This window comes from Acinetobacter sp. AC1-2 (genome assembly GCF_016124155.1).
Classification (GTDB): domain Bacteria; phylum Pseudomonadota; class Gammaproteobacteria; order Pseudomonadales; family Moraxellaceae; genus Acinetobacter; species Acinetobacter calcoaceticus.
Map to the genome: position 1 here is coordinate 1,460,590 of NZ_JABFFO010000001.1, position 12,563 is coordinate 1,473,152.

Consider the following 12,563-nt stretch of genomic DNA (forward strand, 5'->3'; position numbering starts at 1 on the left):
AGCCATTTAAAGCGGCAGGTTCCCCTACTGTTTTATTTAAAATGCAAAACACGAACAACCCAGTGCGCCCCAGAAAGATTTTTTATCTTTATCATTTACAGGAACATCAAGCATCCATGAGTGGCTATGTCCATGCATACCGCAACTGCTAGCACATGAACAAAGCGCGCTTTCTGACTGTAAAGACTGATTTGAAGGTGCATTACGGTTTTCAGATAAACGCCATTGTCCACCAAAGCGTTTTACTGGCGACCATGTTGGTGATGCTGGTGGTAATGGAGGATCATCCTGCTTAAACTCTGCTCCGGCATACACAACGTTTCCACCCAAAACAGTGAGCACAGACTCAATCCACTGAATATCATCTGCCTCAACTTTGAAGTAGTCATCAGACAGCACGACCAAGTCAGCAAGTTCCCCTGCTGTTAGTGAACCTTTGACATCTTTTTCACCTGAAAACCATGCAGAACCTTTGGTCCAGAGCATGAGTGCTGTTTGACGATCTAATAGATTTTTTTCATCATATAAAGGTAAACCACCAACAGTTTTACCTGTGCTCAACCAATATAAACACACCCAAGGGTTATAAGAAGCAACACGTGTTGCATCAGTGCCAGCTCCGACAGGAACACCTAGTTCTAGCATTTTCTTAACTGGTGGCGTTGCTTGAGCAGCTTCAGCTCCATAGCGTTTTACGAAAATCTCACCTTGATATGCCATACGGTGTTGAATGGCGATACCACCGCCCAACGCACCAATACGCTCAATATTACGTTCAGATACGGTTTCGGCATGGTCAATAATAAATCGAGTTGCAAATGGCTGTTTTGAATTTACTTTTTCAAACACATTGAGCAAGCGATTAATACTTTCATCATAGGTTGCATGAATACGGAATGGCCATTTCTTTTCAGATAAATGCTCTACAATGGCTTCGAGTTCACCTTCCATTTTTTCTGGTAAATCTGGACGCGGCTCATAGAAATCTTCAAAGTCTCCCGCCGACCAAGTCAGGTTCTCACCCGCTCCATTCATTCTAAATAGTTCATCACCATCGCCTGGGAATGTCATTTCTGTCCAGCGACGATAATCATCAAGCTCCTGACCTGCCTTTTGAGCAAATAAGTTGTAAGCAATTCGCACCGTCATTTGATTTTGGTCATGCAATTGCTTAATCACATCATAATCTTCAGGATAATTTTGCCCACCGCCACCCGCATCGATTGCAGAAGTAATACCTAATCGATTGAGTTCACGCATGAAATGACGAGTTGAATTGACTTGATCTTCAACTGGTAATTTCGGTGCTTTGCCCAAGGTCGAATATAAAATCATAGCTGACGGCGTTGCGAGCAATAGTCCTGTTGGCTCACCCTTTTCATCTCGTACAATCTTGCCGCCGGGTGGGTCTGGTGTGTCTTTATTAAAGCCCAATACATCAAGCGCAGCTCGGTTCAACAAGGCGCTAGCATATAAATGTAAAACAAATACTGGAGTATCAGGAGCGGCTTTATTAATTTCTTCTAAAGTCGGTAAACGCTTTTCGGCAAACTGGAATTCAGTCCAACCACCAACCACACGTACCCATTGAGGAGCTGGTGTATTATCGGCTTGTTCCTTGAGTAAGAGTAGTGCATCCGCTACAGATGGCACACCTTCCCAGCGCAGCTCCATATTGTAGTTTAGACCACCACGAATAATATGTAGATGGCTGTCATTTAAACCCGGTATAACGCGACGACCATTTAAATCTACAACTTTGCTCGTCGCTGATGCCAGCTTCATGATCTCATCATTTGTGCCAGTGCGTACGACTTTACCATCTGCTATGGCAATTGCTTGTACTTCTGGATTTTTAGGATCTAGTGTGGTGATTTTACCGTTTTTGAGTATGAGGTTTATTTCGGTCATTCTGAACTCCATTCTTGTGAATTATCGTTCTAAAAAATAAAGGTATAGCAACATATATATTTCATTATTCTTTTGATTTTACACGACGGAGTCTGACCGTTTTTTTACATTCAATAAAAGTAGTTAATTCTATTACTTTTCTTTCGGGAAAAGTAACCAAAACCACTGCCATCTGCAAAACTCGTTCAATTACAATCTTTTTCAGATTTTGTCCTGCCTCGAACAGTTGCAGATGGCTTTTCCACTTATCAAATATAGTCAAAAATCGAATAAATCAACTTAAATATCGAAATACCCTTAACTCAACTATTTCTTATTTTGCAGGAACGGGTGCAAGTACTTCGTGTTTTGATGTGGTACGTTCAGGTGCCTTATGTACCATCGTATAGGCATAATCAACGCCCATACCATAAGCACCAGAATGCTCACGTACAATTGCCATGACTGCATCATAGGTATCACGGTGTGCCCAATCACGTTGCCATTCAAGTAATACTTGTTGCCAAGTTACTGGAACAACACCTGCTTGAATCATACGTTGCATGGCATAGTCATGTGCTTCTTTCGATGTACCACCAGAAGCATCTGCAACCATATAAATTTCATAATCACCTTCAAGCATGGCACCAAAAGCAAAAGTGTTATTGCACACTTCAGTCCACAAACCCGAAACAATCACTTTCTTACGATTATTTTTTGCAAGTGAATCACGTACTTTTTGGTCATCCCATGAATTCATTGAAGTACGTTCTAATAATGGAGCATCAGGAAATACATCTAAAAGCTCAGGATAGGTATGACCAGAGAAGCTTTCAGTTTCAACCGTAGTAATGGTGACAGGAATATTGAACGTTTTAGCTGCTTTTGCTAACCCTACAGTATTATTTTTTAATACTTGGCGGTCTATTGACTGTACCCCAAAAGCCATTTGTGGCTGGTGATCAATAAAAATAACCTGACAATTCGTTGGTGATAGTTGTTCTAAAAGTGATTTATTCATGGGTAAACTCCATTATTCCTTATGAGTAATGCATTGAAATTGCTTACTGGTCACTATCAAAACAGATAAAAATGTAAAAGCATAGACAGCAAATCAGCACGAATCTGTATCCTGCACGAATACAATAAAAACAATGATTGCTTTTTAATTTTTATAGTTTAATCATTGATATATATTTTTTTAACTTTCGCTTATCCATGGATCGATTAGACTGTATTTCCACTTTTATAAGTGTCGTAGAACATGGTAATTTTAGTAGTGCAGCCAGAGCACTCGATATCTCTCGTGACTTAGTTGCCAAACGCGTTTGCTACCTCGAAAATGACCTAAAAACTACACTATTAACCAGAACCACAAGACAGATGAACCTTACCTCTTGTGGAGAAAAGTTTTATCAACATAGCAAAGTCATTTTAAGTGAGTTTGAATGGGCTGCCTATGAAATTAACTACAATCAGCAGTACCCTGAAGGTGAACTCAAGCTCAATACCCCCATGTCTTTTAGCAATATTTTTCTTCAAAATATAATTTCAGACTTTATTGAAAAATACCCTAGTATCAAAATTGATTTGTTCATGACAGATCAGCTATTAGACATGAATAATAATAAATTTGATTTAACAATTCGTGTAGATGGCTCTCCTCCAAATTTGGCAAATAGTAAAATATTAAATACCTATCAACGATATTTATATGCAACGCCTGAGTATTTTAATCAGCATGGATTACCCGCCTCTTTAGAGGAACTCAAAGATCATAAATTTTTAATTTATTATCAAGATAGCCGTCATAAGAAGTTGATTTTCCAAAAAGATCAAAAAGAAGTGTCCTTTAATTGTTTCCCAGTAATGACCTGTAATAATGGTGAATTATTATTAGATATGTGCCTAAAAGATCACGGTATTGTCTTTCTTCCAGAGTTTATTGCGGAGCCTTACTACAAAGAAGGTAAATTACAGAAATGTTTGGAAGACTACACCAGTCAACCACTTCATTTATATGTGACATGGCCAAACCGTAAAATTTTGTCGAAGAAAGTAAAACTATTTATTGATTTTTTAACACATCAAATCGCTCCTATAAAATAAGTGGTCTGGGCCTTTTCCATAAGAATTGGCCCACTTTTTTTAGTTGGTTTGAGTAGCTTCAATCTTCTTATTTTTAAATAAATTTTGCTCTGCTTAAACCACAGCAAGCTCTGGCTGCTCTTTTCGATAAAATGGTGTATCACCATTAATGGTTGCACGGTGCATAATGCGATGTGCATCGCCATAATCAAATAATGCTTTATGTTGCGTACAACGGTTATCCCAAATCGCTACATCACCATCTTGCCACTTCCAACGTAAATGAAACTGCTCTTGGGTCGCATGTTCAAACAAGAAATTAAGTAACTGCTCGCTTTCTTGTTCCCCTAACTCATTAATTCGAGTGGTAAAGCCTTCACTTATAAACAACAAAGGTTCACCTGTAACCGGATGGGTACGCACCACTGGGTGAACCACTGGCGGATTACGCTTAAAAGTTTGCAAAAGCTTTTCACGTTCTTCTTCGTTATGGGCAAAACGTTCAAGTGGAAAAGACTTACGAATATCGTGTGTTGCAGTTAAGCCACGTAATTTCTGCTGTAGTTCGAGCGGAAGCCCTTTAAAAGCTGCTGTATTACTGGACCACAACGTGTCACCGCCTACAGGTGGAATTTTAATAGCTTGCAACACGCACCCTAATGGTGGATTTTTACTAAAAGTCACATCTGTGTGCCAAAGTTCATTGTCACGCAAGTCTTGTTTCCAGCTATCGAGCACCATCACTTCAGGCACATCTTCAATTGAAGGATAAATTGGGTGCACATGTAAGCTGCCAAAACTACGAGCTAAGTCTGCTTGTGCTTGCGGCGCTAATTGTTGCTTTCGAAAAAAAATGACCTGATGATCAAGCAAAGCCTGCTGGATTTGTTGCGTCGTCTTTTCATTTAACGCATTCAAATCAATATCGTGAATAATTGCGCCAATGGTAGGCTTGATCACTTCAATATTTAAGTTTGCTACTACTTTATTCATCTTCTTTACTACAACTGCTGACCATACCAAGGAGAAAACTGTTTTTGTAACCAACGTAAAAACAGCTCAAAACTAACTGCGACAATCGCAATCACAATAATGCCCAAAATCACCGTATCGGTAATTAAGAACTGTGCTGCCGATTGCACCATAAAACCAATACCACGGTCCGCTGCAACCAACTCTGCTGCAACTAATGTTGACCAACCTACCCCAAGACCAATACGGATACCGGTAATAATATGAGGTAAAGCCGTTGGCAAAATGACATGCCAAAATACTTGTGACTGACTTGCTCCTAGCGACAAGGCAGCTCGTTCACGATTAAGCTGATGGCTCAACACACCATGCGCACTACTAATAATGACAGGCGCCAAAATCGAGAAGAAAATCAAAAGTACTTTTGTGGTTTCGCCAATACCAAACCAAATCACGAGTAATGGCAAATAAGCTAACGGTGGGATTGGGCGTAATAACTCAACCAAAGGATCTAAAACAGCGCGAACCCATTTGTTCAGCCCCATCCATAAGCCCAGCGGAACACCAATCACCACGGCAGCAATCAAAGCTAAAAATACACGAGAGATGCTGGCTGCTAAGTGTTGCCACAAGGTTGCCTTCATAAAGCCTTCTTGGCTTACCGATATAAATTTTTGCCATACTGCCTGTGGGCTAGGTAAAAACAGTTCAGGTACCACATGCAAAGCAGTAATGAGAAACCAAATCGCAACAACGCTTCCCACACTAATAAAACTTACCGCCAAAGTTCGATGCTTCTCAAAAAATGACGATAAAAATGAAGGATTTTCTGTTTGCACATCTGGCTTAAGTTTTAGCCCTGCTTTGTCATATTCATAGACGTTATCTTTAGTGCTCATGTGGTTAACGCCTCCTTACCGCTTTGCTTTTGTGCCCTTAAACTTTCAAACAGCTGCTCTCTAAGCTGAATAAATTGAGGGTCAGATTTAATCGAGCGAATAGACTCGCCCTGACGATATCGCTTCGCAAAATCGAGATGTAAAGTTTCTACAATTTTGCCTGGATGTGCTGTCATCAGAACTAACTGATTGCTGAGCAACAATGCTTCTTCAATGTCATGTGTAATTAAAAAGAAGCTTTTATTTTGTTGAATCCATAAATCGAGCACTAACTGCTGCATGTTTTCACGTGTAAAAGCATCGAGTGCTGCAAAAGGTTCATCTAATAAAATAAATGGCGCGTGACTAATCAAAGCTCTGGCAATGCCAACACGTTGTTTCATACCACCAGAAAGCTCCCAGATATTGGCTTTTTCAACGTGACTTAAACCCACAATTTTTAAAATTGCGTTCACTTGTGCTTCGATATCTGCGCGCTTTAAACCTTTTAACTGCAAAGCGAAGCCAACATTATCTGCAACATTCAACCAAGGAAGTAATGCATGATCCTGAAACACCACAGCGCGTGTTACATCTGGCCCATTTACCACTTCATGATTTACAAGCACATCACCGGAACTTGGCTTTTGAAAACCTGCCAAGATATTAAGCAAAGTTGTTTTGCCACAACCCGACTCACCTAAAATGACGGTTAAAGAACCCTCTTCAATCGTTAGGTTAATGTCTTGTAAAACTGGCTTTTGCTGTTTAGGAAAAGTCAGATGAATATGTTTGGCTTCTAATACACTCATGACAACTCCTTAAGGCTGCAAAAATGAAGAGTTCACATTACCTTTATAATCGGCTTTAAGTTGGTCGACTTTGCCCTGACCTTTTAAGAATTTCGCAGTATCAAAGATATTTTGCGCAAACTCGCCATCTAAGGTTTGTTTTTGCTGAGCATGGTCAAGGTAAATATTTCCACTTAATAAAAGCGGGATATCTTTTGGATCAGAACCTGTTAACTGCGCAATTTTCTCAACGTTATCAGCATTTTTAACGTAAGCGGCTGGGTCTTGGTTATATTTTTCGAGTTGCTCAAGTGTGGTTTGGACAAAAGCTTTTAAGAAATCAGGATTTTTCTCTGCAAAGTCTTTACGTACAACCCATAAATCATAAGTTGGAGCACCCCATTCGCCGACTTGTTTTGAGTCGGTTAAAACCGTGCCAGATGCTTTAGCTTTACTTAAAGCTGGTTCCCACACATAGGCAGCATCAATATCACCACGTTCCCAAGCAGCTGAAATTTCAGGTGGACGCAAGTTAATAATTTTTACTTTGTCTTCTGGAATATTCCAATGTTTAAGCGCAGACAATAGGCTGTAATGCGTAGTTGAAACAAAAGGTACAGCAATAGTTTTTCCAATTAAATCTTGAGGGCTTTTAATGCCTGATTTATTACTTACCACTAATGCTTCAGACCCACCAAGTTTTGAAGTAATTAAGAATACTTCAATCGGTAAATCACGGCTTGCCGCAGCTGCAAGTGGACTTGATCCAATATTGCCAAGCACAACATCGCCTGAGGCCAGAGCGTTTACAACGTCTGAGCCGGCATCAAATTTTTTCCATTGAATGGTACGTTGACTATGCTTTTCATATTCCCCATTGGCCTGTGCCACTTTGCTTGGGTCAACCCCAGTTTGATAAGCAATGATGACTGGTTTGCTGTCACGAACTGAAGCACTTGTATTATTGTCTTTCTTATTTTGCCATACGATAAATGCAACAATTGCTACAACCACAATTGCCGTGATAATCAACGGTTTGGTCTTTGTGCTCATAATTTCATGATCTTTCAATAATATAAGCTCATGGTATGCAGCCGGCTTTATAATGAAAAATAAAAAAATATGAGTTGCTTATCAGGTTTTTATAAATAACTTTTCCTTATAAGTTTTTATCTTTTGGTAAAAAGAAAATATCAAATAAACTTACAGGTTAGAGGTAAAATTAAAATACTTATATATCAATAATTAAAAACGATATTCAAAAAATACATGATGATGAACACCTGACACACACCCTCTAATTATTTTATCCTACTCATTTCATCATTTTTGTTTTTGCTTATCGCAACCAGAGTTTTGCATCTAATTAATTTTCATTCTTTTATATAACGATCAGATTTTATTATCTTTTTATCTAAAAACCTCTGCAAATATTAAGATTTGGACAAATCTTTTTCTGGTTTATACATAACGCAAATTTAATTTTTATTTTTTAAGAGGAGAAAGAATCTTTTGTTTAAACATCCCAAAACTTTCAAAAAAATATTCATCGCAACGACTTTAATTACATTCAGCCTTTCAAGTCATGCAGCCCTTACCTTTGGTAATGCTGAAGAAGGTCAACTTAAAGTAAGTGGTACTGTTCGGGCTAAATATGTTTATGATTTTGACTCTGAACCCTCTACGAGTAAATTTTCCTTTAACGACGCAGTATTATGGTTGGACTACAACTCCCCGAAATGGATTGGCCGTTTAGATTATCGAGTTTATGAATATTACGGGCGTTTAGGCGATGCCAATTGGCTGACGGATGCATGGATGGGTTATAAAATTAATGACAACAGTAAAATTATTGCTGGCTTAAACCCAGTTCCTTTTGGCTTGGGTCGCTTTTGGGGAAATACTTATTATTTAGGGATTGCCAATAGTGCAGGTTGGGAAGATGTACATAATCTTGGGGTGAAATATGATTTCAATGATGGAATCAATGAAGCACAACTTGCCTTTTATCCTACCGATGGTGGCACCTATAGAGGTAAAAGCAAAGACTCGAGTCGATTTAGTATCAACCCTGTCAATGCGGATGACTCTGTACCGCAAGGCACCAATACCAAAGAAAAGAACTCGATTGTTGTTCGCGGTGCTCATACCTTTAAAAATGTTCTAGGCCAAGAAAATTTCTCTACCCAACTTGGTGCCTCTGCATGGTATTCCACCATTGAAAACAAACGTTCAGGACAAGATGGCGATCGCCAAGTTTATTCAGTTTTTAGCAATACCAATTATAACCAATGGAATTTGCAGCTTTTGGCTGGTTATCAAGATATTGATAATGCCGACACCCAATATAAAGATCATCTGACTCTGGGCGGTTTCGATTATTCATTTAACTCTGCAACCAAAGGTCAGATTTATTCAGCCGAACTCAGCTATTTATTTCCTCAGCAGTTTGGCCCGATTACCTCAGTTCGCCCGTATCTAAACTATAGTTCTTATCGAAAAGAACAAGATGGCTTTAAAGACTCAACCCGTTTTATACCCGGCATTGCGTTTAACTATCAAAAATTAACAGTACAAGCCGAGTTGCTAGTTGGCAAACATGACCCATACTTAGGTGATAGTGAAGGTCTGGCAGCTGGTGGAACTAACGATAAATGGAATAAAAAAGCGTTTGTGATTTTTGCTTATTATTTCTAACTCACAAAATAAAGGCCAACACATGTTGGCCTTTATTTTTTATCTAAAAATTTAGATTTAACTAATCAATTACAGGTGAATTATTAAGTGGAAGTTCTGGACTATTTTCATCAATCACATCGACATCTTGGGCGGTAGGCTCAAACTTAATCAGTAATCCAATCACAATTAAAGGAATAAAAGCAAAGATAGAAATAATCAGGTAAACATCGGTTTTATATCCCGCCATCCAGATCGGTAAAACAAACAAGGCAATCGCCTGAGCCACTCCAGTTACGGCACGGTTAAACCCGACACCAACGCCACGAATCGAAGCTGGATAAGCCATGGTCGGATAAACCATCATTTGCGCACCTGGCCCAAAACCTTCAGCAAAAAGCCATAAACCGAGCATCCCAATAGCGGTGTAGAGTAAAAAGCTATTACCCGGTTCACCAATCAATGCCAATGCAATAAGGGCAATAAACTGAAGTAAAAAACCTGTAAGTAGCACGTGACGAGATTTAAATCTGCTGGCGACAAATACACCTAATAGCCCACCCGTAAATGCAAACAGTAAATTGAGTCCGAGCGTTGTAGTAATGGTCGTCAAAATATCTGTATGAAAGAACCGTGTCAAAATCGAAGGTAAAAAGAAGGCAATAGTGGTGTACTGAAATGCCACCGAAATGTGAATCACAATGGCCACAATCGTTCTTGGCAAATAGGTTTTATTGAATAAAACCGCAAATCCTTCACGTTTTTTCTTTTCAGCAGTTCTTTCTACTTTTTCGACTGTTGCTACAGCATTAATTGCATAGGACTCTTGTAGAACTTTAGCTGCACCCTTTAAATCACCTTGGTTTGCCAGCCAAATGGGTGATTCAGTTAAATATTTACCGCGAATAAAAATAATGAGTAACGCTGGCACTGCTCCAAAAATTAAAGATGCTCGCCATAACCAGTTGCTATGTTCAGGCGGTAAAAGAAAATAAAGCGCTAAAACCAGACCAAAGCAGACAGAAGAAGCCGCATACCACATTGGGCACCATGCCGCTAAACGGGCTGCCTTATTGCTACTTCCGTTAAATTTGGAAAATTCAGATAAGTAGGACATTGCGACGGGTAAATCGATCCCGACACTAATTCCCATAATAAATCTGGCTAAAATTAAAACCCAAACATTTGGTGCAAAACCTGCCACAATTGCCGCAATGACGAACAGCACCATGTCAGCCATAAACACTCTATAACGGCCGATTTTATCAGTTAGCCAACCGCCAATTAAATTACCAACAATGGTTCCACAGACAATTGCTGAAGCCACCACACCCGTCATAACGGGACTTAAAGAAAACTCTGAGATAACTTGCTCAATACCGAATGAGAGTGTCGTTAAATCATAAGCATCAATAAACACCCCAATCAGTGCCAACCAAATGACTTTATTAGACTTGCCCTTCCCTGCAAACTTGGAAATTAATTGTGAAACATCATCGGGAGATTTAATTTCATAACGCTGGTTATGATCGAGTTCTTGTATGCTCACTTAATAATTCCTGTATTTTAATCACAGAAACAAAATAATGATTATTCACACAATACAAAAACAAATTAATCTGATTTTTTAATATTAATTATAGAATTATTTTTTCATTATTAACTCAGCAATAAAATCGATATAAAAGACAAAATAAAAGCTGGTATTTAACCAGCTATTTATTTAAAGGCTTTCCCAAATATTAACTCGCCTCAGCAAGTTTTAACTCTTTTAGATTGCGATATTTTGCACCGCGGTGATTTTCAGGTAAATATGGCCCAGCACCAAATAATTTTTCTCTTAATGTTCCTTGTGCATATGAGGTTTGATATACCCCTCGTTTTTGCAACTCTGGCACAATAAACTCAACTACATCGGCAAAGGTTTGATGAGCCAAAATATAGGCAAGGTTAAAGCCATCAACATCAGTATCTTCAACCCATTGTTGTAAAGCATCCGAAACAGTTTCTGCCGAACCCACTAACACAGGTCCATTACCGCCTAAGCTGTTCCAGTTTGCAATTTCCTCAATCGTCCATACACGCTCAGGGTCTGCATTCACATAAGAATCTAATAAAGATTGAATCGCATTGGTTTGAATATATTCAACTTTGTCAGTTGGTTGATATTGTGAGAAGTCCACACCAGACCAGCCAGACAGCAACGTTAAAGCACCATCATAGCTTCCATAGCTTTGATATTCTTTAAACTTGGCCTGAGCTTTTGCATCGGTTTCATCGGTTACAATAGACAAGAGCGCATAAATTTTAACTGAGTACGGGTCTCGACCTTCTTGAGCCAGTTTTTGGCGAATGCCTTGCACGACTTTTTTAGTAGCAATTTTAGACGGCGCTGCAATAAATACGCATTCGGCATTTTGACTGGCAAACTTCTGCCCGCGTGAGGATGCTCCCGCTTGATAAAGTACAGGCGTCCGCTGTGGTGATGGCTCACAAATATGGATGCCCGGTACAGTAAAGTATTTACCTTCATGCTGAATAGGATGCACTTTTTTATGGTCAGCAAAGATACCGTTTTCACGGTCACGAAGTACCGAACCTTCTTCCCAAGAACCTTCCCAAAGTTTATAGAGCACTTCTAAATATTCATCAGCAATATCATAACGATTGTCATGATTGACCTGAGTTTTTAGGCCCAAGTTTTTCGAACCACTTTCCAAATAAGACGTCACGATATTCCAACCAACTCGCCCTTTGGTTAAATGGTCTAACGTGCTAATCCGTCTAGCAAAAGGATAAGGATGCTCAAAGGAAATAGAAGTCGTGACGCCAAAGCCCAAGTGCTTTGTGACTGCCGCCATCGCTGGTACAATCTGCAAAGGATCATTGACTGGAACTTGTACTGCGCCTGTTAAGGCATGTTCAGCACTTTGATGGTAAACGTCATAAATCCCCAACACATCTGCAATAAAAATACCGTCAAAAAAACCGCGTTCCAAAATTTGTGCTAAATCTGTCCAATATTCTAAATCTTTATATTCAACAGAGCGATCTTGAGGATGTCGCCATAATCCAGGAGATTGATGTGCAATACAATTCATTTCAAAAGCATTAAAACTAATCTTCTTAGTCATAAAATATCAACCAACATTTTAATTACTTTTATACTAAAGCAATTTTTATCTATTCTTTATAATATAAACCCCAAACAAAATATGATTTTATTCTAATAGATTTTTATAAATTATTTTAAAAACGAAAATAATAT

General features: G+C 38.9%; 10 protein-coding genes. 2 read left to right on the top strand and 8 right to left on the bottom strand.

Translation table 11 applies throughout. The annotated features are described in order from the left end of the window. Positions 1 to 36: 36 nt before the first annotated feature. Positions 37 to 1,911 carry an amidohydrolase gene (locus tag HL290_RS06780; RefSeq protein ID WP_198495988.1) on the bottom strand — a complete coding sequence of 625 codons (1,875 nt, stop codon included), beginning with the start codon at positions 1,909 to 1,911 and terminating at the stop codon, positions 37 to 39. A 313-nt stretch (positions 1,912 to 2,224) separates the two neighbouring features. After that, the gene (locus HL290_RS06785; RefSeq protein ID WP_001043290.1) at positions 2,225 to 2,911 is read right to left on the bottom strand and encodes a hydrolase; all 687 of its coding nucleotides are present in this window, start codon (positions 2,909 to 2,911) and stop codon (positions 2,225 to 2,227) included. A 197-nt stretch (positions 2,912 to 3,108) separates the two neighbouring features. On the opposite strand from HL290_RS06785, the gene HL290_RS06790 reads away from it, so the two are divergent. Next, on the top strand, positions 3,109 to 3,999 hold the full coding sequence (locus tag HL290_RS06790) for a LysR family transcriptional regulator (protein WP_198495989.1): 891 nt from the start codon (positions 3,109 to 3,111) through the stop codon (positions 3,997 to 3,999). Positions 4,000 to 4,092: 93 nt separating this feature from the next. Here the strand turns inward: HL290_RS06790 and tauD are convergent, their stop codons facing one another. Genes tauD through tauA form a run of 4 tightly spaced genes read right to left on the bottom strand, consistent with a single transcriptional unit; the run spans position 4,093 to position 7,690 of the window. Next, positions 4,093 to 4,971 (bottom strand): taurine dioxygenase, encoded by an 879-nt coding sequence (tauD, locus tag HL290_RS06795; protein ID WP_198495990.1) that lies wholly within the window; start codon positions 4,969 to 4,971, stop codon positions 4,093 to 4,095. Positions 4,972 to 4,979: 8 nt separating this feature from the next. After that, positions 4,980 to 5,849: a taurine ABC transporter permease TauC gene (gene tauC, locus HL290_RS06800; RefSeq protein ID WP_198495991.1), complete on the bottom strand. Its 870-nt coding sequence runs from the start codon at positions 5,847 to 5,849 to the stop codon at positions 4,980 to 4,982. After that, the gene (locus HL290_RS06805) at positions 5,846 to 6,640 is read right to left on the bottom strand and encodes a taurine ABC transporter ATP-binding protein (RefSeq protein WP_198495992.1); all 795 of its coding nucleotides are present in this window, start codon (positions 6,638 to 6,640) and stop codon (positions 5,846 to 5,848) included. Before HL290_RS06805 ends, tauC begins: the two co-directional genes overlap by 4 nt. Positions 6,641 to 6,649: 9 nt before the next feature. Further along, positions 6,650 to 7,690, bottom strand: a complete 1,041-nt coding sequence (tauA, locus tag HL290_RS06810) for a taurine ABC transporter substrate-binding protein (RefSeq protein ID WP_198495993.1) — start codon at positions 7,688 to 7,690, stop codon at positions 6,650 to 6,652. A 441-nt stretch (positions 7,691 to 8,131) separates the two neighbouring features. Here tauA and HL290_RS06815 point away from each other — a divergent pair, with 441 nt between their 5' ends. Beyond that, entirely contained in the window at positions 8,132 to 9,316 is a 1,185-nt protein-coding gene (locus tag HL290_RS06815) for a hypothetical protein (RefSeq protein ID WP_017390478.1), read from the top strand. A 61-nt stretch (positions 9,317 to 9,377) separates the two neighbouring features. On the opposite strand, the gene HL290_RS06820 is transcribed toward HL290_RS06815, so the two are convergent. Beyond that, a complete protein-coding gene (locus HL290_RS06820; RefSeq protein ID WP_198495994.1) occupies positions 9,378 to 10,844 on the bottom strand; it encodes an MFS transporter in 1,467 nt (488 codons plus the stop codon). A 193-nt stretch (positions 10,845 to 11,037) separates the two neighbouring features. Further along, the gene (locus HL290_RS06825) at positions 11,038 to 12,429 is read right to left on the bottom strand and encodes an LLM class flavin-dependent oxidoreductase (protein ID WP_064784413.1); all 1,392 of its coding nucleotides are present in this window, start codon (positions 12,427 to 12,429) and stop codon (positions 11,038 to 11,040) included. Positions 12,430 to 12,563 lie beyond the last annotated feature (134 nt).